The 26,270-nt window shown below is 73.6% G+C and carries 19 protein-coding genes and 2 CRISPR repeat arrays (1 of these 21 running past the window's edge); of the genes, 14 read left to right on the forward strand and 5 right to left on the reverse strand.

The window, feature by feature from the left end:
• Window positions 1-115 precede the first annotated feature (115 nt).
• The 9 genes from OG338_RS09520 to OG338_RS09560 all read left to right on the forward strand — a co-directional run bounded on the left by OG338_RS09520 (window position 116) and on the right by OG338_RS09560 (window position 15,003).
• A complete protein-coding gene (locus tag OG338_RS09520) occupies window positions 116-2,353 on the forward strand; it encodes a TOMM precursor leader peptide-binding protein (RefSeq protein ID WP_405936905.1) in 2,238 nt (745 codons plus the stop codon).
• Window positions 2,354-2,501: 148 nt separating this feature from the next.
• Window positions 2,502-4,415: a TOMM precursor leader peptide-binding protein gene (locus OG338_RS09525; protein ID WP_405940369.1), complete on the forward strand. Its 1,914-nt coding sequence runs from the start codon at window positions 2,502-2,504 to the stop codon at window positions 4,413-4,415.
• A gap of 54 nt (window positions 4,416-4,469) precedes the next feature.
• Entirely contained in the window at window positions 4,470-6,083 is a 1,614-nt protein-coding gene (locus OG338_RS09530) for a nitroreductase family protein (RefSeq protein WP_405936906.1), read from the forward strand.
• 12 nt (window positions 6,084-6,095) lie between these two features.
• Window positions 6,096-8,918 (forward strand): lantibiotic dehydratase, encoded by a 2,823-nt coding sequence (locus OG338_RS09535; protein WP_405936907.1) that lies wholly within the window; start codon window positions 6,096-6,098, stop codon window positions 8,916-8,918.
• A complete protein-coding gene (locus OG338_RS09540; RefSeq protein ID WP_405936908.1) occupies window positions 8,906-10,126 on the forward strand; it encodes a lantibiotic dehydratase C-terminal domain-containing protein in 1,221 nt (406 codons plus the stop codon). The genes OG338_RS09535 and OG338_RS09540 overlap by 13 nt, the downstream gene beginning before the upstream one ends.
• Complete coding sequence (locus OG338_RS09545) at window positions 10,123-11,241, forward strand: peptidase M50 (RefSeq protein ID WP_405936909.1); 1,119 nt, start codon at window positions 10,123-10,125, stop codon at window positions 11,239-11,241. The genes OG338_RS09540 and OG338_RS09545 overlap by 4 nt, the downstream gene beginning before the upstream one ends.
• 53 nt (window positions 11,242-11,294) lie before the next feature.
• Window positions 11,295-12,290 (forward strand): ABC transporter ATP-binding protein, encoded by a 996-nt coding sequence (locus OG338_RS09550; protein ID WP_405936910.1) that lies wholly within the window; start codon window positions 11,295-11,297, stop codon window positions 12,288-12,290.
• Window positions 12,287-13,042, forward strand: a complete 756-nt coding sequence (locus OG338_RS09555) for an ABC transporter permease (protein ID WP_405936911.1) — start codon at window positions 12,287-12,289, stop codon at window positions 13,040-13,042. The genes OG338_RS09550 and OG338_RS09555 overlap by 4 nt, the downstream gene beginning before the upstream one ends.
• Complete coding sequence (locus tag OG338_RS09560; protein ID WP_405936912.1) at window positions 13,039-15,003, forward strand: TOMM precursor leader peptide-binding protein; 1,965 nt, start codon at window positions 13,039-13,041, stop codon at window positions 15,001-15,003. Before OG338_RS09555 ends, OG338_RS09560 begins: the two co-directional genes overlap by 4 nt.
• A gap of 61 nt (window positions 15,004-15,064) precedes the next feature.
• On the opposite strand, the gene OG338_RS09565 is transcribed toward OG338_RS09560, so the two are convergent.
• A complete protein-coding gene (locus OG338_RS09565) occupies window positions 15,065-15,235 on the reverse strand; it encodes a thiazolylpeptide-type bacteriocin (protein WP_018105658.1) in 171 nt (56 codons plus the stop codon).
• A 289-nt stretch (window positions 15,236-15,524) separates the two neighbouring features.
• Here OG338_RS09565 and OG338_RS09570 point away from each other — a divergent pair, with 289 nt between their 5' ends.
• Both OG338_RS09570 and OG338_RS09575 read left to right on the forward strand, forming a co-directional pair.
• A complete protein-coding gene (locus OG338_RS09570; RefSeq protein ID WP_405940370.1) occupies window positions 15,525-16,760 on the forward strand; it encodes an amidohydrolase in 1,236 nt (411 codons plus the stop codon).
• Between the two features lie 106 nt (window positions 16,761-16,866).
• Window positions 16,867-16,998: a hypothetical protein gene (locus tag OG338_RS09575; protein WP_405936913.1), complete on the forward strand. Its 132-nt coding sequence runs from the start codon at window positions 16,867-16,869 to the stop codon at window positions 16,996-16,998.
• Between the two features lie 43 nt (window positions 16,999-17,041).
• On the opposite strand, the gene OG338_RS09580 is transcribed toward OG338_RS09575, so the two are convergent.
• Both OG338_RS09580 and OG338_RS09585 read right to left on the reverse strand, forming a co-directional pair.
• Window positions 17,042-17,965, reverse strand: a complete 924-nt coding sequence (locus tag OG338_RS09580; RefSeq protein WP_405936914.1) for an aminoglycoside phosphotransferase family protein — start codon at window positions 17,963-17,965, stop codon at window positions 17,042-17,044.
• A gap of 339 nt (window positions 17,966-18,304) precedes the next feature.
• Window positions 18,305-19,797: a CRISPR direct-repeat array (repeat unit 29 nt; unit sequence GGGACCATCCCCGCGCGTGCGGGGAGCAG).
• A gap of 167 nt (window positions 19,798-19,964) precedes the next feature.
• On the reverse strand, window positions 19,965-20,609 hold the full coding sequence (locus OG338_RS09585; protein WP_405936915.1) for a hypothetical protein: 645 nt from the start codon (window positions 20,607-20,609) through the stop codon (window positions 19,965-19,967).
• Window positions 20,610-21,064: 455 nt separating this feature from the next.
• Between OG338_RS09585 and OG338_RS09590 the strand changes: the two genes are divergently transcribed.
• Both OG338_RS09590 and OG338_RS09595 read left to right on the forward strand, forming a co-directional pair.
• Window positions 21,065-22,144, forward strand: a complete 1,080-nt coding sequence (locus OG338_RS09590; RefSeq protein ID WP_405936916.1) for a methyltransferase domain-containing protein — start codon at window positions 21,065-21,067, stop codon at window positions 22,142-22,144.
• Between the two features lie 340 nt (window positions 22,145-22,484).
• Window positions 22,485-22,994, forward strand: coding sequence for a hypothetical protein (locus OG338_RS09595; RefSeq protein WP_405936917.1), 510 nt, complete (start codon window positions 22,485-22,487; stop codon window positions 22,992-22,994).
• A gap of 77 nt (window positions 22,995-23,071) precedes the next feature.
• Here OG338_RS09595 and OG338_RS09600 read toward each other — a convergent pair whose 3' ends face one another.
• Entirely contained in the window at window positions 23,072-24,247 is a 1,176-nt protein-coding gene (locus OG338_RS09600; protein WP_405936918.1) for a methyltransferase domain-containing protein, read from the reverse strand.
• A 459-nt stretch (window positions 24,248-24,706) separates the two neighbouring features.
• Here OG338_RS09600 and OG338_RS09605 point away from each other — a divergent pair, with 459 nt between their 5' ends.
• Window positions 24,707-25,546, forward strand: coding sequence for a Scr1 family TA system antitoxin-like transcriptional regulator (locus OG338_RS09605; RefSeq protein WP_405936919.1), 840 nt, complete (start codon window positions 24,707-24,709; stop codon window positions 25,544-25,546).
• On the opposite strand, the gene OG338_RS09610 is transcribed toward OG338_RS09605, so the two are convergent.
• Entirely contained in the window at window positions 25,518-25,706 is a 189-nt protein-coding gene (locus tag OG338_RS09610) for a hypothetical protein (RefSeq protein ID WP_405936920.1), read from the reverse strand. The genes OG338_RS09605 and OG338_RS09610 overlap by 29 nt on opposite strands.
• Window positions 25,707-26,201: 495 nt before the next feature.
• A CRISPR array of direct repeats spans window positions 26,202-26,270; the repeat unit is 30 nt; it runs 388 nt beyond the window's last position.

Genomic DNA, 26,270 nt, shown 5'->3' on the forward strand with positions numbered 1-26,270 from the left:
TCCCCCGACACCCCGCACCACCGCTCCGTACACCCCTACCCGCCCCCCGCCGGACAGCGCGGCCCGCCCCCGGGCCTGCCGTCCCCGCCCCCAGAACAAGAGGTGTGACGTACGCATGGCAGCAACGCCGTACACAGAGACCGCCGGGACCCGGCCGCGGGTCCGCCGTGACGTCCTGTTCACCGAGACGCCCGACGGTGTGATCTTCCACAACGCCGACGGCGGGTTCCGGCTCACCGCCAGGTCCGGCTACCGGTTCGCCACCCTGCTGGTGCCCCATCTGGACGGCAGCAGATCGGTCGAGGAGATCTGCCAGGGCTTCGGCGACCGGCAGAAGGCGATGGTGGGCGAGCTCGTGAAGGCGCTCTACGCGCGTGGCTTCGCCCGGCCCGTACCGGCGCCGGACGAGTCGGCGGCCCTGCGGACCGCCCCGGCCCCCGCCGCCTGCTTCGCCCAGCAGATCGCCTACATCGACCACTACGCGGACGACGCCGACGCCCGGTTCGCCCGCTACCGCGCCACCCGGGTCGCCGTGCTCGGCGACGGTCCCGTGGCCCGCTGGTGCGTGCTGTCGCTCATCCGCAACGGCTGCGCCACCATCGGCGTCGACGCCGGTCTCCTCGACGGCTCCGGGGGCACCACCGCCGAGGAGTTCGCGGAGGTCCACCGGGAGGCGGCCCGGCTGACGGAGGAGGACTGCCCCGTCGAGCTGTCCGTGCTCCCGGACGGGCCCCGGGCCGGCTGGACGGCCTACGACGGGTACGACGTCGTCGTCGCCGCGGCCGGTCCCCAGGTGCCGGCCACCGTGCTGGCACTGCTCCGGGAAGGGGTGCCCGAGGGGCGGACGCTGCTCCCGGCCTGGACGTTCCAGGGCCGGGCCGTCGTCGGGCCGGTGATGACCCCGGCGACGACGGGCTGCTGGGCCTGCGCGGCCCTGCGGCTGGGCGCGGCCGGCGGTGCGGCGGACCCGGCGGGTGCCGGTCTCGCGGCCGCCGGGCTCTGGAGCGGGCTCGCCCTCGGCACCGGCACCCCCGGGGCCCGGCCCGTGGGGCCGCTCGCGGCGATGCTCGGCAATCTGCTCGGCTACGAGGTCTTCCGCCTGGTCACCGGCGCGCTGCGGGCCGAGACCCGCGACCGGATACTGCTCCAGGACATGGCCTCCTTCGACGTGGCGTCGGAGCCGCTGCTGCCGCATCCCGCCTGCCCGTTCTGCGCGCCGCCCGCCGCCCTGCCCGAGCCGGTCGACCTGGCGTCCGCGCCGGCCCGCCCGGCATACCTCCCGACGACGGTCACCGCCCCCGACGACGAGGCCGCACAGGGCCCCCTCGCCGAGCTCGAACGCCGCTCCGCGCTCGTCCACCCGCACGCCGGGGTGTTCACCGCCTACGCCGACGAGACGCTGACCCAGACCCCGTTGAAGGTGGGCTCGGTCGTCCTGGGGGGCCGGACGGTCACCGCCTTCGACGTCCACCACACCGCCGGGGCCCGGCTGCGGGCGCTGAACGCCGCCGCCACGGTCTACGCCGAGCACGTGGTGCCCGCCCCGGCGCCCGACGACGCCGTGGCGGAACTGCCCGCCGTGGACCCGGACCGCCTCACCGTCGCGTCCGGCACCGGCGGCACCGGGACGGCCGTCCGCTGGACCGCGGCCGTCTCGCTGCTCACCAAGGAGGTCGTCCGGGTGCCCGCCGGGGCGGTGCGGCCCTTCGGCGCGGACAACGCGGACCGCCGCTTCGAACCCACCCGGGCCGGTGCCGGCGCCGGTGCGGACCTGCCCGAGGCCGCCGGCGCCGGGCTGCTGTCGGCGCTCGCCCACGACGCCCTGCGCCGGGCCGTCCGGGGCGCCGGAACGGTCTCCGTCCTCGCGCCCCAGCTGCTCGGTGACGACCCCGAACCGGTGTTCCTGCTGCGGACGGCGGCCCATCTCGGCCTCACCGTCGAGCTGCTGGACCTCGGCGAGCGGGCGTACTCCGGAGCGTCCGTCGTCCTCGCCCGCACCACCGGCACCCCCCGCCCCGCCCTCTGGTCCGTCGGCGCGTCCCCGGACCTCGCGACGGCGGCGGTGGACGCCTTGCGGGACCTGCTCGGCGAGGCGCAGCTGGCGGAGGGCGGGGCGGAGCGCGCCCCGGACACCGGCGACCCGCTGCTGCGCGACCTGGACGCGGCGCTCGTCCCGGTCACCTCCGAGCGGCCCGCCGCCCCGGACGGCACCGCCTGGGCCCGCATCCTCGAACGCCTCGCCACCGCCGGGCGGGACGCCCTCGTCGTGCCCACGCACGCCGCCGACCTGCCCACCGCGGGCATCCACACCGTGCGGGTCCTGCTCACCCGGGCGGCCGCCGATGCCGGCTGAGAGCGGGCTGGCAGACCCCCGTCCGGATCAGCCCGAGTGGTCTGGTGCCGTCGAATCCAAGGCGGAGGAGGGAGTAGACGCGGAGCGTCGGCGACTGACGACAACGCGGGAGGCGGCGGTGCCAGACCACTCGGGCCCGGGCGCGGGTCTGCCAGCCCGCTCTGAGACCGCCGTACGCCCCCGGCCCGCCGAACTCCCCGCAGCCGTCGGCCGGTTCGCCGCGGCGCTGCGGGACGCGCTCGGCGCGAGCGGGGATGCCCCCGCCCCGGCCGTGTCCGTCGCGCCGCTCGGCACCGGGGACGCGTACGCGCGGACCGGCGGCCCGGCCGGCAGCGCCTCCGTGCCCGTCCACCTCTACGGCCGGCAGGTGCTGATCGGCCCCTGGCCCGCGCGGGACGGGCGGGCCGGCTGCGGTATCTGTCTCGCCCGGCGCTGGCAGGGGGTGCGCTCGGTGGCCCTGCGCGAGGGCCTTGAGCTGGGCAGCGGCACCCGGGCGGCCGGCGACTGGCCGTACGGCACCCCCTTCGCCGTCACCGCCGTCGCCGCGCTGCTGGCGGGGCTCGCCGGTGCGGAGCCCGCGCCGGGCCCGTATCCCCGGGTCCATCTGCTGGACCTGGACGCCATGACCGTACGCAGTCATCCTCTGGTCCCCGATCCGGAGTGCCCGGGCTGCTCCGCGCCCCGCGCCGACACCGCCGAGGCGGCGGCGCTCACCCTGCGGCCCGCGCCGCCGTACCGGCCGGGTGTCTTCCGGGTGCGGCGGGTGGCGGACTACCGGCTGCCGGAGGACGGCTTCGTCAACCCGCACTGGGGCGCGCTGGGTTCCTCGGTGACCTGCGATGTCGCCTCGACCACCACCTCCGCCACCGTCGGCTGCTTCTCGACCCGGTCCGGGGACTACCTCCGGGAGACGTTCTGGGGCGGCCACGCGGACACGTACGCGCACAGCCGGAGCATCGGAGTCCTGGAGGCGCTGGAGCGTTACGCCGGGATGCGGGCCCGCGCCAGGACCACCCGGCTCACCGCCTCACTGGACGAGCTGGGCCCCGACGCCGTCGACCCGCGCGAAACCGGGCTGTACGCGGACGAGTTCTACGCGGCGAACCCCCGGGTGCGCCCCTTCGCGCCGGACCGGAAGATCCCCTGGGTGTGGGGCTGGTCGCTGCGCGACGACCGCCCCCGGCCGGTCCCCGAGGTGCTCGCCTACTACCACGCCCCGGGCCTGGAGGGCCGGTTCGTACAGGAGAGCTCCAACGGCTGCGCGTCCGGGGGCAGTACGGAGGAGGCCGTCTACTTCGGCCTGATGGAGGTCATCGAGCGGGACGCCTTCCTGCTCGCCTGGTACGGGCAGGTGCCGCTGCGCGAGATCAACCCGGCGACCAGTACCAGGCCCGCCACCCGGCATCTGGTGGACCGGCTGGCCATGTACGGCTACCGGGCCCGCTTCTTCGACACCCGGATCGGCTTCCCGGTCCCCGTGGTCACCGGCTGCGCCGAGCGCTTCGACGGCTCCACCGGCCGGATGTGCTTCGGCGCGGGCGCCGGGCTCGACCCGGAGGCCGCTCTGGACTCCGCGCTCTGCGAGATCGCCACCGACGCGGTCAACCTGGTCGGCCGGACCCTGCGCGACGAGGCACGGCTGCGTGCCATGGCCGCCGACTTCGACCGGTTCACCACCCTGCACGACCACCCGTTGTCGTATGGAATCCCCGAGATGGGCCGGCACGCCGACTTCCTGCTGCGGCAGCCGGAACCCCGCCCCCCGCTCTCCGTCGCCGACCTGGCCTGGCCGGACCCCGGGGGCGCCCCGGCCGCCCCCGACCTCCGGGCGGACCTGCTGCGCGCGGTCGGCGCCGTCACCGCCGCCGGATACGACGTGGTCGTCGTCGACCAGACCCTGCCCGAGCAGCGCGCGCTCGGGCTGCACACCGTGAAGGTCCTGGTGCCGGGGCTGCTCCCGATCGACTTCGGCTGGTCCCGCCAGCGCGCCCGGCACATGCCCCGGATGCGTGCCGTGCTCGGCCCCGTATCCCTCAACCCGGCGCCGCACCCGTTCCCATGACCGTACGTCAGCCACACCCGCCCATCCGAGCCCATGCGAGAGGGGGCCGCCCCCATGGGGTACGCCCATGAGTACGCCGACGCCGTCCTGCACCGCGGTCGTGTCCCGATGGAGCCCACCGACTTCGTCCCGGACTGGCCCGACGCCCCGCGCCGGGGGAAGTTCTACCCGGGCGTGGAGCCGTACGCCCTCCCGGACGGCGACGGGCTCCCGGACGCCTCCGCCGCACGCGGTCTGCTGCCCGCGGCGGACGGCGGCGCGGCGGCGGGCGGCCCGGCCGGTTTCACCCTTCCGCTGCTTTCGGCGATGCTCAAGGACTCGTACGGGCTGACCGGCCGCCGCCTCGGCGTCCAGGCCAACAGCGATCTGTCCGGGCTGCCGCTGCACACCCACGCCAACTGGTCCCGGGGCACCGCGGGCGGCGGCGGGCTCTACCCGGTCAGCATCTACTGGGCGTCCGGCCCCTCCGGGCCGCTGACCCCGGGCATCCACTACTACGACGTGCAGCGGCACGCCGTGCAGCGGGTGCTGACCGGCGACGTCTCCGCCCGCGTCCGCGAGGCGCTGGGGCCCGACGCGCCCGAGGAGGCCCGGGAGACGGACCAGTACCTGATCCTCGGGGTGAAGTACTGGCAGAACGCGTTCAAGTACAACAGCTTCTCGTACCACGTGGTCTCCACCGACCTCGGCACCCTCGTGCAGACCTGGCGGATCTGGGCGGGGGCCCGGGGCCTGGTCACCTCGCCGGTCCTGTGGTTCGACGAGCCCCGGCTGAACGGCCTGCTCGGCACGGCGGGAGAGGAGGAGGCCGTCTTCGCCGTCGTCCCCCTGCACTGGGACACCCCGACCCCGGCCCCTTCGGCGGCCCCTCGCGGACCGGACCCGGCCGTGCGGCACCGGGACGCCGAACGGTCCCGCATCGTCCGGACGTTCCCCACCGTCCTCGCCATGCACGCCGCGACCACCCGGGACGCCACGGACCGCCCCGCCCCCGGCGCGCTGGCCGCCGCGGCGGCGCGGCCCACCCCGCCGGGCGGCACCCGGACCGCCCTGCCTGCCCCGGCCTTCCCCGACGTGTCCGTGCGGCGCGCCCTGCGCACCCGGCGCAGCAGCTTCGGCCGCTTCGACGCGACGCGCCCGGTCACGCCCGCCCAGCTCTCCGCCGTTCTCGCGGCCTGCGCCGGGACCTCGCTGCCCAGCGAGGCGGACCCGGCCGGCGCGGTGCGCCAGACCCGGATGTACGCCTTCGTCAACCATGTCGAGTCCGTCGAGCCGGGCGCGTACGTGTACGACCCCGAGGCCGGGGAGCTGCGGCTCGTCGACGCGGGGCCGCAGGGGGCGTTCCTCCAGGACACCTACTTCCTCGCCAACTACAACCTGGAGCAGGCGGGGGCCGTCCTCGTGCCGGCCGTCCGCACCGGCGCGGTGCTGGACGCGGTGGGGGACCGCGGCTACCGACTGGCTGCCGGCACCGCGGGCGCCGTGGCCCAGACGTTCTACGTGGCCGCCGCCGCGCTCGGGCTCGGCGCGGGCGTCGCCCTGGGCTTCGACAACATCGCGTACGTCGAGAAGCTCGGCCTGGACGACGGCGACGAGGCACCCCTGCTGATCATGCCGCTCGGCAACGAGCGGCCTCGGCCCGCCGACTTCCGGCACGAGATCGCCTGACGGGAACCTGCGATGACACTCCTGACGTCCGACACCACCCCCCGTCCGCCCGATGTGTGGGAGCCCGGGCACCGCTTCCTGCTCCGCGCGGCCGGCCTGCCCCTGGAGACCGTCCGGGGCCTGCGCTGCCCCGGCACCGGTGACTGGGCGGACGAGGTCCTGGAACTGGAGGAACGGCTGACCGCCGACGGCGCCGCGCTCAGTGAGCTGCTGCACGGGCTGCTCGGCGCCGCCGACGCGGCCGGCAGCGACGCCCGCCGCCTGCTGCTCAACCTGCGCCGCGCGGTCTTCAACAACCGTCTGCCCGCCGACCCCCGCGCCGCCGAGCGCCTGGTGACCGGGCTGTCCGAACCGGCGGGCGCCCGGCTCGCCGACTGGCTGGCCCGCCGTACCCGGTACGCCGATCTGCTGGGCCGGGGCCCGGAGTTGCTGGCCGGGGAGACGCGGGACGCGCGCCGGGCGCTGCGCGCGGCGCTGGCCGGGGAGCGGTTCCGGCTGGGGCTGCTGCTGGCCTCGCCCACGCTGGACGGCAGGCTCGACGGATATCTGGCGGACACGAGCGCCGAGCCGGGCAAGCGGATGCGCAAGATCGAGCGTTCGGCGCTCACGTACCTCTACCGCACCGCGTGCAAGACGAGCCCCTTCAGCACGCTGACGGCCGTCGCGACGGGCACCTTCGGCAGCGGCACCCCGGAAAGCGATCCGGAAAGCGATCCGGAAGCCGCCCCGGCCTCCGCCCAGGACACCGCCCCGCCCGCCCTCCGCGTCGGCGACGACTGGACCAGCCATGTCCGGCTCAACGTCGTCGTCCTCGGCCGGCTGGCCGACCTGATCCTCGCCGACCCCGTGCGCCGCCAGGACCTCCCCGTCGTCCTCGCCCCGGGCTGGGGACGCGACGAGGACCGCATCCGCTACGTCCGCCAGTGGGTGACCACCGGCGACGACAGCGCGGCCGTCACCTTCGACGCCGTCCGCGACCGGCTGTTCTACCTGCGCGGCAGCGGCACCCTGGACCGGCTGCTCACCTTCTTCTCCACCCACGAGGGGCCGCGCCACCGGGACCTCGTGGACCTGCTGCGCACCGAGCGCGGCGCCGGCCCGGACGAGGCCGAACGCTACGCGGCGGCCCTGCTCCAGCTCGGCATGGTGCAGGTGCCGGGCCTGCGCACCGATGTGCACAGCCCCGATCCGCTGCGCTCCTTCCAGCAGGCCCTGCGCGGGCTCGGGGCCCCCTGGGCGGACCAGGTCGCGGCCGCGCTCGACGGACCGGCCGCCTGCCTGGCCGCGTACCCGGCCGCCCCGCTCACCGAACGCCGCACCCTGCTCAGCACCCTGCGCGCCCAACTCCTCGGCATACAGCGGGAGCTGGGCGCCGAGGACGCCGCCCTGCCGCAGACGCTGGTGTACGAGGACGTCAGCGCGGGCGAGGACCTGCGCGGCGGGCCCGGGCCGCTGGCCGGTGCCACGGGCCGGGCGCTGCGGCGGGTCGAGGGCATCCTCCCGATGTACGACATCACCCTGCCCCAGCGCATCACCCTGCGCGGCTTCTTCCTGGCCCGGCACGGCAGCGGCGGGCGCTGCGACGACCTGCTGGGCCTGGTGCACGACTTCCACGAGGACCTGTTCGACCAGTACATCTCGTTCACCGCCAAGCGCTCCGCTTTCGACGCCGAGGGGGAGTACGTCCCGGAGGAGAACTGGCTCGGCCAGAGCGCCCTGCGCACCCTGGACTCGGCCCGCCGGCGGTTCGTCGCCGGGATGCGCGAGCAGTGGGAGAAGCACGGCGCGGCGGACGAGATCCGGCTCCCGGCCGCCCTCCTCACCGAGGTGGCCGGTGAACTCGCCCCGATCACCGAGGACTTCGCCCCGCAGAGCCACCACATCCAGATCGCCGGGCCCGGCCCGGACGGGCGGCCGCTGGTGGTCCTCAACCGCTCGTACGGCGGACTCGCCTTCCCCTTCAGCCGGTTCACGCACGTCTACGACCCCGACGGGGCGGCCGCCCCGGACGCCGGCCCCGGCCTCTCGGAGCGGCTGCGCGCCGAACTCCTCGCCCGCGCCCCGGAAGGCGCCGTCCTCGCCGAGCTGACCGGGGGGCCGATCACCACCAACCTCAACCTGCACGGGCGGCTGACGAGCCATCAGATCGTGTGCCCCGGCGAGACCTCCACCGTGCCCGAGGACGCCCGCATCCACCTGGAGGACCTGTACCTTCAGCACGACGAGGCCACCGACCGGCTCGTCCTGCGGTCCCGGCGGCTGGGCTGCGAGGTCGTCCCCGTCTACCTCGGCTACCTGGTCCCCGTCGCCCTGCCGGAGATCCCCCGCACCCTGCTCCTGCTCGCCCCGAGCACCATGACCCCCACCGACGTCTGGGGCGGCGTCCCCGAGGCCCCCGGCCGCGACGGGGTCACCCGCAGGCCGCGCGTGGTCCACGACGGGGTCGTCGTCAGCCGCCGCAGCTGGACGGCCGACGCCCGGGCACTGCCCGCCCGGACACCCGGCGCCGACGAGGCGGGGTGGTTCCTCGGCTGGCGGCGCTGGCGGCGCGCCCACGGGCTGCCCGCCCAGGTCTTCGCGACGGTCCTGCGCGAGGGGCGGCGCGCCCTGGGCGCCAAACCGCTGTACGTGGACTTCGACAGCCCGTTGTCCCTGACCGCGTTCGACGCCCTGCTGGAGCGCGGGCCCGGGGACGCGGTGGTCCTGCGGGAGATGCTCCCGTCCGAGGACGCCCCGCACGTGCTCTCCGCACAGGGCCACCACGTCGCCGAACTGGCCGTGGAGACCTTCACCTCCCGCCCGCGTACCGAGGACGGCCCGACATGCCGGAACTGATCTCGTCCAGCACCGCCCGCCCCGCCGGCACGGAACGGGGTGACTGGATCGCGCTGCACGTCTTCTACGCGGCCAGCCCCCGGCCGATGCTGGTCGACTGCGTCCGCCCGCTGGTCGCCGAGCTGACCGCCGAAGGGCTGCTGGCGGGCCACTTCTTCATCACGTACTGGCTGGAGGGACCGCACGTACGGCTCCGGCTGCGCCCCGCGAGCCCCGCGGCGGCGTCCGAGGTGCTGCGCCGCGCCGAAGCGGCCCTGACCGCCTTCCTCCGTACCCGGCCCGCCCTCTACGAGGTCGACTCCGGGTTCCTGAAGGACTTCTACAACGAGCTGTTCGACATCGAGTTCCCCGGCGAGGACCGCGCCCGGTACATGGGCGAGGACGGCCGGATGAACCTGCGGCCGAACAACTCCTTCAGCGTGGAGCCGTACGCCCCCGAGTACGCCAAGTACGGCGGCCCGGCCGGGGTCGAGCTGGCCGAGTGGCACTTCCGGCACTCCAGCGACCTGGTGATCGACGCCTTCCGCACCATGAACCTCCATCTGCGGACCGTGCTGCTCGGCACCTCCGCGCAGCTGATGATGGTGATGGCGAGCTGCTTCCTGCCGGAGAAGGACCGGCTCGCCGGCTACCTGGACGGCTATTACGCGTTCTGGCACCGCGCCTTCCCCGGCACCGGGTTCATCGGATCGGCGGAGTACGAGCGCAACTACGCGCAGATGGCGCCCGCCCTGGGCAGCCGCTTCGCCGCGATCCGCGCCGCAGTCGCGGCCGGGGAGCTGGACCGGCTGCCGTCCTTCCTGCGCGGCTGGGCGGCCCACTGCCTGGAGCTGCGGGAGCGGGTCGCCGGCCTCGCCACCCGGGGCGAACTCCTCTTCCCGGTCTGGGACGGGCCCGCCCGCGAGGACACCGGCCAGGAACGCACCGAGCCGGCCGAGGCGGCCCCCCTGGAACGGCTCACGCATGTCCCGGCGGTGCTGCCCCGGCTGCTCTCCCCGTACATGCACATGACCAACAACCGGCTGCATGTGACGATCCGCGACGAGGCGTACCTGTCCTTCGTCCTCGGCCAGGTCCTGCGCGAACCGGCGGGCGACGCGGGTGCGGTGGCGGACGGCTCCGGCGCGGACGGCTCCGGCCCGGACGGCGCGGGTACGAACAGCGCGGGTACGAACAGCGCGGGTACGAACAGCGCGGCGGGCTCATGAACCCTGCCACCGACCCCGCCCGCGCCGCCGCTCGCGCGTACCGCCCCGCGCTCGGGCCCGGCGTCCTCATCAGCCCGCCGCTGCTGCGCGGCCCCCGCACGGTGCACCTGCTCAAGCACCCGGTGAGCGGCGCCGCGTTCGAGGTCGGGCCCAAGGAGCACTTCCTCATCTCCCGCCTCGACGGCACCCGCACCCTGGACGACCTCGCGCCCGCCTACGCCGAACGCTTCGGCCGCCGGCTCGCCGAGGAGCACTGGAACAGGCTCCTCGGCCTCCTCGGCACCCGGAGCCTGCTCGCGGGCGCCCCCGATCCGCCGCCCGCCGCCCCTCCCCCGGCCCGCACCGGCGGCCGGTGGCACGGCACCCGACGCCTGGTCGCCGACGCCGACCGGACCACCGCCCGGCTCCACCGTGTCCTGCGTCCGCTGCTCCACCCGGTGGTCCAGCTCCCGCTGCTGGCCGCCGTCCTCGTCACCGTCGTGGCGCTCGTCCTGCACACCGGCGAACTCCTGGACGGCACCGGTGAACTGATCCGGGAACCGGCCGCCCTGACGGGTGCCGCCCTGTTCCTGTGGTTCAGCATCACCCTGCACGAACTGGCCCACGGCGTCGCCGCCCAGCACTACGGCGGCACGGTCACCGAGATCGGACTGCGCTGGCGGCTCCCGGTGGCGATGCTCTACTGCACCGTCGACAACTACCTCTTCCTGCCCTCCCTGCGCGCCCGGCTCGTCATCGCCGGGGCGGGCGCCCACCTCAACATGGTGCTGCTGCTGCCCTTCGCCCTCTGGTGGTCCCTGCTGCCCCCCGGCGACCCGGCCAGGGCGCTGCTCGCCGGGCTCCTGCTGCTCGGCGCCGTCCAGGGGCTCAGCAATCTCGTCCCGCTGCCCCCGCTCGACGGCTACCGCATGCTCGGCCACCTGCTCGGCACCGCCCGCCTCGCCCCGGAGACCCGCGCCTACCTGGCCCTGCGCCGCACCGACCCGGACGCCGCCGCCGCGTACCCGCGCCGGGCCCGGCGCCTCTACACGGCGTACGCCGCCGGATTCGTCGCGCTCGTCCTGCTCGCCGCGGCGGGCACCTGCGCCGCCGCGTACCGGCTCCTGACGGGGTGACCGAGGTGACCGCGGAGCGCGACCGTCCCCGACCGGAAGGAACCACGCACCACATGAGTGAGGTACAGGCGATGCCAACCACCCCCGGCGAGGGCACCGACCCGGCCCCCGCCGTCCACGTCCGGCACATCTCCAAGCGGTACGGGGAGCGCCAGGCCCTGGACGACGTGTCGCTGGAGATCGGGCGCGGCGAGTTCTTCGGCCTGCTCGGGCCCAACGGCGCCGGCAAGTCGACCCTGGTGGAGATCATGGAGGGGCTGCGCCGGGCCGACAGCGGCACGGTCGCCCTGTTCGGCGAGTCCCCCTGGCCCCGCAACACCGCGCTGCTGCCCCGGGTCGGCGTCCAGACCCAGTCCTCCGCCTTCTTCGTACGGCAGCGGGCGCACGAGCACCTGCGCACCGTCGCCGCCCTCTACGGCGCCCCGCGCGACGCCGTCGACGCCACACTGGAGGCCGTCGGGCTCACCGAGCAGCGCGACATCCAGGTGGAAAGCCTCTCCGGCGGGCAGCGCCAGCGCCTCGCCATCGCCTCCGCCCTGGTCCACGGCCCCGAGCTGATCTTCCTGGACGAGCCCACCGCCGCTCTCGACCCGCAGGCCCGCCGCGACCTCTGGGAGGTGCTGCGCGCCCTCAAGGCACAGGGCCGCACCATCGTCTACACCACCCACCACCTGGACGAGGCCGAAGCGCTCTGCGACCGCCTCGCGATCCTCGTGGACGGCAAGGTCGCGGTCACCGACACCCCGCACAACCTCGTCGGCGGATTCAAGGCGGCCACCAGGCTGCTGCTGCCGCTCGGCCGCCTCGGCGAGGACGAGGCGGCGGCCATCCCCGGCGTCGACCGGGTCACCGTCCAGGGCGGCTCCCTCGTCCTGGAGACCCGCGAGGCCGGCCGGGTGCTCAGCGCCGTCGACAAGCTGACCGGTCTCGACGGCGTCCAGACCCGCACCGCCGGGCTGGAGGACGTCTACCTCGACCTGACGGCCCGGCTCACCCGGTCCGCGCATGCCCCCCGCCGGAACGCCGACACCACGGAGCACCAGCCATGAGCGCCTACGCCGCACTGGCCGCAGCGGGCTACCGCGCCCAGATCCGCGACAAGAGCACCCTCTTCTTCACCTTCGCCTTCCCGCTCCTCTTCCTCGTCGTCTTCGGCCTGATCTTCCGGGGCCAGGACGTCGAGGAGAGCGGCCTGTCCTACCTCTCGTACACCGCCGCCGGGGTCCTGTCCTGGGGCGTCGCCAACGCCGCCGTGTTCGGTATCGCGTTCACCCTGATGCAGTGGCGGAACGACGACATCCTGCGCCTGATCCGGATGTCCCCGGCCCCGCTCTCCGCCGTCATCGGCTCCCGTTACGTCCTCGCCCTGGCCGTCGGCGCCGTGCAGTCACTGCTGTTCGTGGGCGTCGCCATGCTGCCGGTGTTCGGCCTCCGGCCCGCCTCCGGCTGGCCGCTGCTGATCCCGGTGCTCCTCCTCGGTGTCACCACCTTCCTGCTGCTCGGCGTCATCATCGGCTCGTTCGCCGACACCCCGGAGTCCGTCGCGGCCGTCGCCAACTTCCTGATGCTGCCGATGGCGTTCCTCTCCGGCTCCTTCTTCCCGCTGGACTCGATGCCGTCCTGGCTCCAGCACGTCTCCGTGGTCCTGCCACTGCGCTACCTCAACGACGCCGTGTCCCACGCGCTCGCCGGACGCGGGGACGCCTCCGCCGTCTGGGTGGGCTGTGCCGGACTCGTCGTCTTCGCCCTGGTCTTCGGCGCCGCCGCCGTCAGGACCTTCCGCTGGACGAGGTCCTCATGAGCACCCCGACACACACCGCCCCGGCCCCCGCCGTCGCCCCCATGGAGACGGCCCGGACCGGGCTCCACACCGCCCTCGCCGCCCGGGCCGGGCGGGATCTCCCCGTCGTCCCGGTCGGCGCCACCGACGCCACCGACGCCCTCGGCGGCCGGGGCGCCCCGGACCCCTGGGCGGCCGAACGCCCCGCCGCCCGCGTCCATCTCACCGCCTCCGCCGTCCTCATCGGCCCCTGGGGCGGCGACGGCACCGCCCCGGCCTGCGGGCGCTGCCTCGCGATGCGCTGGCAGCGCCTGCGCAGCCGCAGCGAGCGGGACGCCCTGGAGACCGGCGGCCCGGACGGCCCCCGCCCGGCGGGCACCTGGCCGCTGCTCACCGACCACGTCCACGACGCGGTGGCCGCGCTGTGCCGCGCGCTGCTGGACGGGCCCGGCGCCGAACCCCCCGCCACCGGCCCGGCCGACCGGGCCCTGCCCCAGGTCACCCGACTCGACCTGGCCACCCTCCAGGTGCGGACGTACCCCCTGCTCGCCGACCCCCGCTGCCCCGGCTGCGCCCCGCCGCCCGCCCCCGCCGGACCCCGCCCGCTCACCCTCGTATCCCGTCCCAAGCCCGACCCGGACGGCTACCGGCTGCGCCCCGCGTCCGCGTACCCCCTGCCGGAAGAGGCCCTGGCCAACCCGGTCTGCGGGATGCTGGGCGGCGGCACCTGGTCCGACGTCACCTCGCCGACGACCGCCCCCGTCGCCGGCAGCGTCTTCGTACGGGGTTACGCGGGGCTCAACGACGTCACCTGGAGCGGCCAGGAGAACACCTTCTCCACCAGCCGCACCCTGGCCTTCCTGGAGGGCCTGGAACGCTACGCCGGAACGCACCGGCGCGGCCGGACCACCCCGGTCACCGGCTCCTGGACGGAGCTGAAGGCCGACGCACTCGACCCCGCCGTCTGCGGCCTCTACGACCCGAGCACCTACCGCGACGACCCGCTGGTCGACCCCTTCGACCCGGACCGCGCGATCCCGTGGGAGTGGGGCTGGTCGCTGCGCGACGACAAGCCCGTCCTCGTCCCGTCCCGGCTCGTCTACTACAGCGCGGGGCTGGCCGCCGACAACTTCGTCTTCGAGTGCTCCAACGGATGCGCCATCGGCGGCGGCCTGGAGGAGGCGGTCCTCGGCGGCCTCCTCGAACTCATCGAACGGGACGCCTTCCTGAACGCCTGGTACGGCAACGCCCGGCTCACCGAGATCGACCTGGCCACCGTCGGCGGCCGGGCCGCGCCCGCCATGGCCGAACGAGCCGCGCTCCAGGGCTACGACGTCCACGCCCTGGACAACCGGGTGGACCTGGCCGTCCCCGTCGTGACCGCGCTCGCCGTACGCCGCGACGGCGGCCCCGGCGCCCTCTCCTTCGCCGCGGCCGCCTCGCTGGACCCACGGGCCGCCGTGGAAGGCGCCCTCTCCGAAGTCCTCACGTACATCCCGCACCTGGCCCGCCAGACCGAGGAGCGCCGGGGCGAACTGGAGGCGATGGCCGACGACTTCGACCGGGTCCGCCACCTCAAGGACCACGCCCAGCTCTACGGCCTGCCCAGGATGGCCGGCCACGCCGACAGCTATCTCCGGCCCCTGGCCGTACGCCCCTTCGGGGAGGTCTACCGGGACTGGGAGACCACCGGCCGCCCCCGCACCGGCGATCTGCGCGACGACCTCCGTACCGTCATCGGCGAACTCGCCGGCGCCGGACACGATGTGATCGCCGTCGACCAGACCACCCCGGAGCAGGAACGCATGGGCCTGCGCGCCGTCGCCACCCTCGCCCCCGGGCTCCTGCCGATCGACTTCGGCTGGAACCGCCGCCGCGCCCCCTTCATGCCCCGGCTGCGCACCGCGCTCCGCCGGGGCGGCCACCGCACCACGGACCTGACCGAGGCCGGGATGCGCATGGTCCCGCACCCCTTCCCGTAACGGCGAAACGCCCGGTACCCGTCCGGAAGGGAGACGGATACCGGGCGCGCACATCGCCCGATCAGGCGGTGCAGGAGGTGGTGCTGGTGGTGGAGCTGCACGTCGAGGTCGAGCTGCAACTGGTCGAACCGGCCAGCACGACCTCGCTGGCGTCCGAGTAGTCGGAGATCTCGAAGGTCTCGGCCTCCAGCTCAAGGATCTCGTCGGCGAGGGTGCTGAGGTTCTTCTCCATGGCGTCTCCTCCGGTCCGGGGCCACCGTGTCCGGGGGCCACCACCTGATGTACGCCCCGGTGGGGGTGTACGCCGTCCATTGCACCGCCCCCCGCTCACCGCTCGGCATGCCTCCCGCACACACATCGCTGGCACGCGACGCCAGCGGCCCCGACGAGCACGCCAGGAGCCACTTGTGACCCACCTGCCTTCAGCCCGGGAAACGGCGCACTTCCGGGAAGCCAACCGCTCCCAGGAAGCCGCCCATCCCCGGGAGGCGCCCCACCCTCGGGAAGCCCCCCACCCCGCCCTGTCCCCCGCGCTCACCCAGGACACGATCCGCCCCGCCCTCACCCTCTACCTGGACGTCCACCGCCACCCGGAGACGTCCGGCGAGGAGGCCCGCACCGCCGCCCTGTTCGCGGACCGGCTCACCGCCGCCGGGCTCGACGTCACCCGGGGCGTCGGCGGCCACGGAGTCGTCGGCGTCCTCCGCAACGGCGACGGCCCCCGCGTCTATCTGCGCGCCGAGCTCGACGCCCTGCCACTCCGGGAGCTCACCGGCCTCCCGTACGCGAGCACCGGCCCCTCCATGCACGCCTGCGGCCACGACCTCCACCTGGCGGCGGCCACCGGCGCGGCGGACCTCCTGGCCCGCACCACCGGCCACTGGCGCGGCACCCTCGTGGTCGTGGGCCAGCCCGCCGAGGAGACCCTGACCGGGGCCCGCGCCATGCTGGCGGACGGCCTGTACGAGCGGTTCGGCCGGCCCGGCACCGTACTCGCCCAGCACGCCGCCCCGCTCCCCGCCGGCCTGATCGCGCACGGCGGCCCGCACGCCCCGGTCGCCGCCGCGAGCGCCGCACTCACCGTCGTCGTCCACGGCCGGGGCGGTCACGCGGCGACCCCGCAGCTCACCGTGGACCCGGTGGTCACGGCCGCGGCGGTGATCGGCCGCCTCCAGACGGTCGTCGCCCGCGAGGCGGCCCCCGCCGAGCAACTCGCCCTCACCGTGGGCACCGTGCGCGCCGGCACGGCCGTCAACGTCGTCCCGGACACCGCCGAGCTGGGCATCGGCCTGCGCGCCCTCACCGACGACACCCTGGACCGGGCGCTGGCGGCGGTGGACCGCATCGTCCGGGCCGAGTGCGCCGCGTCGGCCTGCCCCCGCGACCCGGACCTCACGGTGCTCGCCCGCTCCCCCGCCCTGCACGGCGACCCGGCCGCGACCGACGCGGTCCGCGCCGCCCACACCGCCCTGTACGGCCCGGCGCGCGTCACCGGCTGGCCCCCGTCCCTGGCCGCCGAGGACTTCGCCCTCTACGGGGACGCGGGCCGCGACCTCCACGGCGAGACCGGAATCCCGCTGGTCTACTGGATGCTGGGCACCACGAGCCCCCGCCAGTGGGCGGCCACCGGCGGGACGGACATCCCCCCGAACCACTCCCCCCACTTCGCCCCCGCGATCCGCACCGCGCTCCCCGCCGCGATCACGGCCCTCACATCGGCCGCGCTGGACCGGCTGGCCGCGCGGAAGGGGGCGTGATTCCGGGTGGCGCGGGTCACCGTCTCCCCGGACCGGGCGGCGGCGGTGTCAGCCCCCGGCCGCCGTGCCACGCGCCACGTGCTCCGCGTAGCAGGACCGGACCGCCGTGGTCACCGGCGGCTACTCCGGCCTCGGCCTGGAGACCGTACGGGCCCTGGTCGCGGCGGGCGCCCGGGTCACCGACGGCACCGCGGCCGCACACCTCTGGGACCTGTCCGTCGCCGCGACCGGCGCGTGACCAACGCATTTTTTTACGGGCTCCGCAGCGCAAGGCGGTCGCGTCACCGCCCCAGGGACGCGACCAGCCGCGCCAGTGACCTCCGAGCGGGCGGCCCCCAAGTCGACTTCCCGTTGGGCAGCCCCCGGTCCCCGTCGTCCGCGATGAGCAGCCCGCTCAGCGCCCGCAGGACCGCACAGCCCCGGGCCCGGCGAAGAGTCGCCACGTCCGGGGCGGGCCGGTAGGAGGCGAAAAAACGGTCAACGGCGTTGTCCGGCAGCAGAATCCAGCCGGCGGCAAGGTCGCAGGCCGGGTCGCCCGCGAAGAGGTCACCGAAGTCGATGACCCCGCAGAACGTGCCGTTGGCCGTCAACACGTTGGCGGGATGCAGATCCCCGTGCAGCCACAGCGCGGGCCCGTCCCAGTCGGGGGCGGCGACGGCGTCCGCCCAGACCCGGCGGACACCCTCCGGATCATCGACCACCCCCCGCTCGACGGCAGCCCCGAGCACCCGCCCGAAGTGCTCCCCGTACGGCCCCAACGGCCCACCCCGCCCCCGCCCCGAGGGCGCCCCCTCCGGAGCCACCCGATGCAGCGCACTGAGAAACCGGGCCAGCACCTCGGCCGCGTCCTCCCCCCGCGTCACCGGCACCCGATCACCCGGCTCCCCCGCCACCCAGGTGGTGACCAGCCAAGTCCGCGGAAACCGCTCGGACGGCACCCCCAGCCGCTGAGGCACCGGAACAGCCAACGGAAGCCCCTCCGCCAACCCGGGCACCCAGGCATGCTCCTTGACCAACAACTCATCAGCCCCCTCGGTGGCCCACGGCAACCGCACGGCCAGCTCATCCCCCAACCGCCACACCTGGTTGTCCCACCCTCGCGCGGCAAGGCTGAGAGGAAGCCCGGCGAGATCGGGGTGCTGGTCGCGAAGGAGCGCGCGAATGAGCTCGGGGGTCAGGTCGGCGGGAGCTTGGGAGTTGGTCATGCAGGGGGAGCGTAGTCGGGTGGGGGCACGTGGTCGGCGGTGTCCCCGCGCGTGCGGGAGAGCAGACCTACACCTCGCTGGGCGTGCTCGTGAAGGCAGGGCCATCCCCGCGCGTGCGGGGAGCAGTCATCATCACCGGGGGGCTGCTGGCGCCGCCGGGGACCATCCCCGCGCGTGCGGGGAGCAGGCCCACTTGTAATACCGCTCGAAAAGCGAGGTGGGACCATCCCCGCGCGTGCGGGGAGCAGCCGGGGTGTGAGACGGCTCCGGAGTGTCAGGAGGGACCATCCCCGCGTGCGGGGAGCAGGACCCGGCGGCCAGCTTCCCCGCCGTGATGGTGGGACCATCCCCGCGCGTGCGGGGAGCAGAAGCCCAGCACCGTGGCGGCTCCCACCGGCTCAGGACCATCCCCGCGCGTGCGGGGAGCAGAAGCCCAGCACCGTGGCGGCTCCCACCGGCTCAGGACCATCCCCGCGCGTGCGGGGAGCAGGAGTACGCAATGACCGACCCCAGCCTCAGCATGGGACCATCCCCGCGCGTGCGGGGAGCAGACGTGGGCGAGGTGGAGCGCTGCTCCCATGACGGGACCATCCCCGCGCGTGCGGGGAGCAGAGGGATGAGCGCGTGATGAGGACGGTGGGCCTGGGACCATCCCCGCGCGTGCGGGGAGCAGCTCAACGTCCCCGCCGTGTGGCCCACACCCGAGGGACCATCCCCGCGCGTGCGGGGAGCAGTGGGCGGCGGCCCTCGGCCCGGAAAGAGACGCGGGACCATCCCCGCGCGTGCGGGGAGCAGGAGTACAACGGCATGACCGGGCCCGTGAAGCAGGGACCATCCCCGCGCGTGCGGGGAGCAGACGGAGTACAAGGAAGCCTTGGCCGACGCGGCGGGACCATCCCCGCGCGTGCGGGGAGCAGTCGCCGCTTCCCGCATGAAGCCGGTGCCGCGCGGGACCATCCCCGCGCGTGCGGGGAGCAGAACGGCATGGTCGGCCGGCACATCAGGACCGCGGGACCATCCCCGCGCGTGCGGGGAGCAGGCGTCGGTCGGGAGCAGCCCCTGCTGCATGATGGGACCATCCCCGCGCGTGCGGGGAGCAGGTCACGGGCGGCGCGGAACTCGTCCTTGACGCGGGACCATCCCCGCGCGTGCGGGGAGCAGGGCCTGATTGAGAGCAGGCGCCGGGCAGGCATGGGACCATCCCCGCGCGTGCGGGGAGCAGCCCGCGCTCGGCGCGGTGGAGTACTGGCGCAAGGGACCATCCCCGCGCGTGCGGGGAGCAGATCACGCTCGCGTACGGCGGGCTGGGGGCCTGGGGACCATCCCCGCGCGTGCGGGGAGCAGCTCAGCCGCAGGGCCTTCCCGGAGACGGAGGCTGGACCATCCCCGCGCGTGCGGGGAGCAGGGGATGACCGCCTGCGAGATCCGGATCAGCGCGGGACCATCCCCGCGCGTGCGGGGAGCAGTCCACGCGGATCACCGCGTCGTCCTCGGAGAAGGGACCATCCCCGCGCGTGCGGGGAGCAGAGGAGTACACGGAGCGTGAGGGCCACGCCCGGGGGACCATCCCCGCGCGTGCGGGGAGCAGGTAGCAGCCGTCGTACGGGCACCCGGTGACGGGGGACCATCCCCGCGCGTGCGGGGAGCAGCGGTGGCCGCGGCGCGCTGCATCTGAACCCGCGGGACCATCCCCGCGCGTGCGGGGAGCAGGCTGTTCTGGTGGAGCCAGTGGTCCTCGGCGCGGGACCATCCCCGCGCGTGCGGGGAGCAGATGTAGGTGTTCGTCGGCTCGTCGCCGAGGTTGGGACCATCCCCGCGCGTGCGGGGAGCAGTCTTCGTGACCTGCGACTTTATCTCGCGCAGAGGCCATTTTTGACCACTTTCACACATTCCGACATAACACCCCAATAATCCCACAGCAGGCACAACACCCCGAACCAACCTCCCGGCCGCACTCACCGACGTAACTCCTCCCGCTCGCCGCAAAAGCCCGGCACCGTCAGACCGCAGGGCCGCGTCCGCTCTCGACCGGCGACGGAACGAGTCGCGTGGAATGGGCGCCGCCAGGACCACCACCGCGTTCGGTGAGCAGTCGCTTGCGGTGGTCGCTGCGGCGGACGGCCGTGACGATCACGATCACCGCGCCGATGACAACTCCCAGGATGGGCAGAACGATGACCAGTATCGACCCGCCCAGAAACGCGACGATGCCGCCGGGCTTCCCGATGGCGTACTGGGACGGGCCTTCGGATGAGCAGGCGATCTCGTAGTTGCCCGTTCGGGAGACGTCGATGTCGTACAGGGGATTCCAGGTCTCGTCGCGGGTGAGGAACACGTCGATACCTGGATCTCCAAGGTGCGGCTCGCCTGGCCCGGTGATGCTGCAATCCTGGTCGGCTGACGGGCCCCTGTCCTTGATCCAGATCGTGCGCTCGCCCTCCGGGCCGAGCCGGAGGGAGACGGTGTCGCCGTTGGCGAACTGGTGGTCGGTATCGACCGCGTCGACCATGTTGCGGAAGTTGTACACCCCGATGACCGCGCCCAGCGCGATCAGTACGAGTGCGGTCGCGGCGGCTACGGCATACCAGAGGCGGCCGGGCCGAAGTTGGTTCGTCGGTATGTGCGGCGGGGCGGAGGGCGACATCGACGTATTTTAGACCGGCTGTTCGGGGCAGGCGGTGGGCCTCACGTGCCATTGATCCACCGCGTGGATGACGAGTCCTCCGCCGCTCCTGAATGACTGGGCGTGCGGCCTGCCGGACCGCACTCGGTCGAATAAGTAACGGCGACTGCTTGCTGGTGGAGCTTCCATCCCCCCTCGCGCAGGGTGAACGCTTTGCGACCCGGGACTTCATCCCGCGCCGACGCCGTCTCCGACCAGCCCCGCGTAGGCCCACAGCACATACAACCAACAGCCTAGCCGCCCCGGCGCACACCCCACGGCAACTCGCCCCGGCCACCCACGCCGCTCGCATCCCGCCATCACCGTAGGGCCCTTCACACACGCGGGTGCTCTTTCCAGAACAACCCCACCAACACACAGCCCCAGACCGACAATCCCCCCACTCCGCACACCAACACCCCACAAGGAAGCACCACATGACCGACCCCACCGGCACCGCATCAGCCTCCCCGCGCGCCCGTTTCGCCGCCGCCCTCGCCCAAGGGCGCCCCCCGAGCCGCTGGTTGGCCGCGTTTGCCGACGTACCGCGAGAGCACTTCGTACCCAGCTTCTACGAGCAGGACGGGCAGGGGCGCTGGCACGAGGTCTCCCAGGGAGACCCGGGCTACCTGGACACCGTCTACTCGGACACCGCGCTCACCACGCAGCTCGACGCGCACGGTGTGCCGACGTCCTCGTCCAGCGAGCCCGGGCTGATGCTGGCCATGCTCGACGCGCTGGACGCCGAGGCGGGGCATCGGCTGTTCGAGCTCGGGACCGGGACCGGTTACAACGCCGCCCTGGCGTCATCGCTGCTCGGCAGCGACAACGTCGTGAGCGTCGACGTCGACCCGGGCCTCGTCCGGCGTGCCCGGCGGAATCTGGAGCGAGGGGGCTATCGCCCTCACGTGTACGCCGGGGACGGCGCGGAAGGCCGGCCGGACAGGGCCCCGTACGACCGCGTCATCGCGACGGCCGCCCTGCGCCGCATCCCGCCGGCTCTGCTGGCTCAGGCCCGCGCGGGGGCGGTCGTCGTCACCCCCATCGGCTTCGGGGTCGCGCGATTCGTTGTCTCGGAGGGTGGGGAGGCGAGCGGGCGGTTCCTTCCCGTACCCGCGTATTTCATGCCGCGCCGCCGGCCCGCGAAGGCCCCGGACTTCGCGGGGCTGGAGGCGCAGGCGGGAACGGCCACGTCGGTACGCGTGACCGACGTACTGGAACGGCTGAAGTTCCCGCTGTCCCTGGCACTTCCCGGCCACCGGTCATGCTCCTGGCTTGACGACGAGGGCGAGGTCACCGGGGTGGGCCTCTGGACGGAGGACGGCTCCACGGCCACGCTCCACGCCTCGGGCAAGGCCCGGCAGACGGGCCCGCGCCGCCTGTGGGACGCGGTGGAGGAGCTGGCCTCCGCCTTCCCGGACGGGGCCCCCGCTCGGGAGGACTTCGGTCTTACGGTGACGCCAGCGGGGCAACGGGCTTGGTACGGGGAGGCAGATGGGCCTTCTTGGGCGCTGTAGCGGGGCTGAGAGTGGGGGCGCGTACGGCTACGGGGCGGGGCCGCGCATTCCGTGGGGGATCCCGCGCACGCCGGGAAGGCGGGTCCGGCGTCGCCGCGCCCCGTTGGCGGCACGGCCTCACCCGATCACGCGAACACGCCCTCGCAGCAAGACCTTTCGATGCTGCCGCGCTGCTCACCTGATCCAGTGAACGGTCCGGCACGGCCTTGCACGGCGCTTCGCCCTCACCTCAAGATCACTTCGAGGCATTCGCCCACATTCAATACAGAGAAAGCGAAAAATGGCCAACCGTACCCGTACCGCCGTGATGTCCGCCTGCGCCGCAACCTCGGCTCTCCTGATGGCACTGTCCGGATCCACGTCCGCCAGTGCCGCCCCCTACAACCAGGACCTCATCAACAAGACCGACGGCAGCCGTCTCGCCCTGTACGTCGACGGCACCGGAGAGGGAGCCCCGGCCGTCACGCTGCGCGACCCCGCGTACTACAGCAAGTACAGGACCGAAGCCTGGGATGCCGAGCAGTCCATCGTGGACGGCGCCGTGCACATCACCCTGCGGAACCGGGCCGCGAACAAGTGCCTCCAGCCCGCCCTCAACGAGCCCACCCGCGGGTCCGGCATCGTGGTCAAGACCTGCAACGGCTCCGCACTCCAGTCCTGGGTACGCCAGGCCGAGATGGTCGGTAACCACAATACCGGCTGGTGGGTGTGGCGGCCCGTGACCAACCCGGACCTGGCCATGACCCTCCACCGTCACAACGACGGTGCCTGGGCGAGCCTTTACCTCGACACGTCCTACCCGTCCGCCGACCGCCTCTGGAAGCTCGCTCCGAACGACCAGGCTTGGTAGGCGAGCAACACCCGTCCCAGCCACCGCCGTTGGCTGGGACGGCTCGTTCTCCCGTCAGCCCAGCCCGCCACCGCCCCTCACACCCGCTCCCCCGCCTCATCCACCCAAACCCGTTCCCCCTCCCCCCACACCGTCACCCCGAACCGCCCCCACCCCGGCCTCCCCCGCTCCACCCACCACGCATGCGCCGCCTCCACCTCGTTCCACAACCGGCGCCGCCCCCGCTGCCACACCCGGGTCGCAGGCTGTCCGTCCTCCACCAGGGCGCACGCCCACGACCGGTCGTTGCGGCTGTAGAGCCAGTGGGGTTGGGTGCCGTGCACCTTCTCGGCGGCGATGTACGTGCAGGCGGGGACGCGGAGGCCCAGTGCGAACGTCAGGGGGCTGAAGCGGTCGGCCGTGGACAGGGCCCTCGCCGCCTCGGAGGCGGTCGTATCCGGGGCGGGCAACGGCCCGGGCACATACGCCTCGTGGTCGACCGGGGCCGCCCGGTGCACCCTGAGTTTCATGAACTCGACCGGACCCAGGAAGCGCCCGCTCGCGCTGTTCCCTTCCGGGTCCACCGTCAACCGCACAACCGCGTCCGCATTCGTGAAGCCCGTTCCCCACGGCGCCACGATCACACCCCCGGGCCGCGTCTGCTCCACCCACGCGTACGGGATCTCGCGGACCCCGCACGTGGCGATCACCCGGTCGAACACGCCCCGCCCCGGCGCCCCCGCGCGCCCGTCGCCGTGGATCACCTCCACCGGGGCGCCGAAGAAGTGGGCCAGGGCGTCGCGCGCCCGGTTCGCCACCGCCTCGTCCACCTCCACGCTGACGACGTTCCCCTCCCCCACCTTGTGGGCCAGCAGCGCGGCGTTCCACCCCGTCCCCGTACCGATTTCGAGGACGCGGCAGTAGTCGTCCACCGTGAGGGCATCCAGCATCCGGAAGACCACGCTCGGCATCGAGGCCGACGACGTCGGCACTCGGCCCGGCTCGCGGCCGGCGTGCTCCCCGTCGTCCCACTGCGTCACGACCGGCACGTCCGCGTCCGCGTACCCGCGCCACGCCTGCGCGTCCTCCGTCCGCGATACGTGGACGGCCCGCCCGGCCACCATGTCGTACGGCCAGATCGTGTCCGGTAAAAACGCCTGCCGGGGCACCCGCGCATACGCGTCCAGCCAGCCCGTTTTCAGCACCCCGCCCGTCGTGAGCGCATGCGCCACGTCCTCGCGCGTGGCGTACGCGCCCACCGCCTGCTCGCTCATGCCGCCGCCCGTGCTTCCGGGCCGTTCGTCGTCGTTCCGCACATGACCTCGTTCGCTCCGTTCAGTCCGTCTCGGCTTACGTGTTGACGCCTCGGCGCCCGCGCCGTCAAAGGCGGTACTTCGCGTGCATCGCGTTCGTCTCCCGTACGCGTTCCCGAATCGCATCCGACGCGGTCCCCGCCTTCGGCGGGCCGTCCGGGCAGACGGGAGCCCCGCACCGGCACGGTGGAAACGCGGCGAGCGACGCGTAACGCGAAATGTCCGGGTCCTCGCGCAGCTCGCGGCGCGGGGGTTCTTCGTCGGTTCGGGTGGGGAGTGGGCCGGGGGCCGGCGCGGTTCGATGCTCTTCGACAGGCACGTTACGTGTCCCTCCGTAGCGGTTTCACTACCAGGAGCGCCCAGATTGGCTTAGCCTCGCGTAATCGGCAACGTGGCAACGTAGCGGCCAGGGAGGGCACATTGACCAACATCAAGGAGCTGAATCCGAATGCCTCACCGCAGGCTGCCTACGGCGCGCGTTTACGGATGATGCGCGAGGCGCGAGGCTGGACCCAGGACCACTTCGCCTCGATGGTCGGATGCAGCGGGCGCCATGTCTCGGCGATTGAGACCGGGCGCAAACCTGCAACCCTGCTGTTTTCCCGCAAGAATGACGCTATTTTCGGTCTGGCGAGCACGCCCGAGTCCTTCGAGCGCGAATGGTGCAAGTTCAAACGCGGCAGCATGCTGGAGGGTTTCCCCGAATACGTGGGCTACGAGGGCCGCGCCACGGAAATCCGGCTCTTCCAGGTCTCCCTCATCCCCGGCCTGATGCAGACTCCGGAGTACGCGCACGCCTTGAACCACAGCTACGTGCAACGCGGGTCCGTCACCGCTGAACAGGCCGACGAACGCGTCTCGCTCGTGTTGGAACGGCAGTCCAGACTGGTGAGGCAGCGGCCGCCCTTGGTATTCGTCGTCGTGGACGAGAGTTGTCTCCTCCAAGTGATTGGCGGCTCGCAGGTCATGAAAGCGCAGCTGCAACGGCTGGAAGAACTGGCCGCACTTCCCAACTGGTTCATCCACGTGGCGCCGTTCTCCCTCGGAGAACGGCGGGCATTCCATCTGCCCGTCAACCTGCTCACCCTCCCCGATCGATCCGTCGTCGCATACGCCGAATCCGAGGCCCAGGGCCACGTCGAACGCGAAACGTCTCTCGTGGTGCCCATGCTCACCGCCTACCACCAACTTCAGGGCGAGTCGCTGTCGCAGGCAGCGTCGGTGGCTCTGATCAGTCGGTTGCGGAATCGCACCCCGTGATATCCAACTCTCCGCGCAGGTAAGCAACCTCGTACAGCTCGAACGACGGCGGCCGCGTCCAGATGGCCGCGAACGCCGCCACGACGACGAAGGCCGTTCCCGGCCGCGACTCCAAACTGCCCGGGCTGTCGGTCTCCGCCCAGGCATTCCCGTCGCTCATGGAAGGTGTCAGAACGGGAGAGTTCGACACGGCCTGAGCACCCGACCAGCCGCTGCCCGCTCTGCGGCGGGAGCGCCCCAGCTCAAGCATGGTGCGCGGCATGACGACGCACGGCCGGTCATGGACCAGATCCTGATCCCGGTCGCCCCTGCCCCGATCCCATACGGCACGAGCTACCGTCCACCACGAGCAACCCGCCCCAGGGCAGACCGCCCTTCGCCTGCCGGTTGATCAGATAACCGATCCCCCACGAGGCGCCTTCCCTCCAGGCATGGGGAGCAGCAGGAGGTGCTTTTCCCCGCCGGGGAGGGCCTGGGGGTCATCCCCGCACGCGCGGGAAGCAGTACGTCCTGTGGACCGGGTCTCTTCTGATGCTGGGGCCATCCCCGCACGCGCGGGAAGCAGCTGTACTTCCGGTTCAAATCAGGTTCACTACGGGGGCCATCCCCGCACGCGGGGAGCAGAACGTCCGCCAGGACCTGAAGGTGACCAAGGCGGGGCCATCCCCGCACGCGCGGGGAGCAGTTCGGGAGCTGCTGGAGAACGCGCAGCTCGTCGGGGCCA

Origin of the sequence: Streptomyces sp. NBC_00726 (genome assembly GCF_045161735.1) — a bacterium.
GTDB lineage: Bacteria > Actinomycetota > Actinomycetes > Streptomycetales > Streptomycetaceae > Streptomyces.

Bases quoted from the DNA above. Each gene is read 5' to 3' on its own strand.
- OG338_RS09520 (WP_405936905.1), top strand. From the start codon at position 116: ATGGCAGCAACGCCGTACACAGAGACCGCCGGGACCCGGCCGCGGGTC.
- OG338_RS09530 (WP_405936906.1), top strand. From the start codon at position 4,470: ATGGGGTACGCCCATGAGTACGCCGACGCCGTCCTGCACCGCGGTCGT.
- OG338_RS09535 (WP_405936907.1), top strand. From the start codon at position 6,096: ATGACACTCCTGACGTCCGACACCACCCCCCGTCCGCCCGATGTGTGG.
- OG338_RS09540 (WP_405936908.1), top strand. From the start codon at position 8,906: ATGCCGGAACTGATCTCGTCCAGCACCGCCCGCCCCGCCGGCACGGAA.
- OG338_RS09545 (WP_405936909.1), top strand. From the start codon at position 10,123: ATGAACCCTGCCACCGACCCCGCCCGCGCCGCCGCTCGCGCGTACCGC.
- OG338_RS09550 (WP_405936910.1), top strand. From the start codon at position 11,295: ATGAGTGAGGTACAGGCGATGCCAACCACCCCCGGCGAGGGCACCGAC.
- OG338_RS09555 (WP_405936911.1), top strand. From the start codon at position 12,287: ATGAGCGCCTACGCCGCACTGGCCGCAGCGGGCTACCGCGCCCAGATC.
- OG338_RS09560 (WP_405936912.1), top strand. From the start codon at position 13,039: ATGAGCACCCCGACACACACCGCCCCGGCCCCCGCCGTCGCCCCCATG.
- OG338_RS09565 (WP_018105658.1), bottom strand. From the start codon at position 15,235: ATGGAGAAGAACCTCAGCACCCTCGCCGACGAGATCCTTGAGCTGGAG.
- OG338_RS09580 (WP_405936914.1), bottom strand. From the start codon at position 17,965: ATGACCAACTCCCAAGCTCCCGCCGACCTGACCCCCGAGCTCATTCGC.
- OG338_RS09585 (WP_405936915.1), bottom strand. From the start codon at position 20,609: ATGTCGCCCTCCGCCCCGCCGCACATACCGACGAACCAACTTCGGCCC.
- OG338_RS09590 (WP_405936916.1), top strand. From the start codon at position 21,065: ATGACCGACCCCACCGGCACCGCATCAGCCTCCCCGCGCGCCCGTTTC.
- OG338_RS09595 (WP_405936917.1), top strand. From the start codon at position 22,485: ATGGCACTGTCCGGATCCACGTCCGCCAGTGCCGCCCCCTACAACCAG.
- OG338_RS09600 (WP_405936918.1), bottom strand. From the start codon at position 24,247: ATGAGCGAGCAGGCGGTGGGCGCGTACGCCACGCGCGAGGACGTGGCG.
- OG338_RS09610 (WP_405936920.1), bottom strand. From the start codon at position 25,706: ATGAGCGACGGGAATGCCTGGGCGGAGACCGACAGCCCGGGCAGTTTG.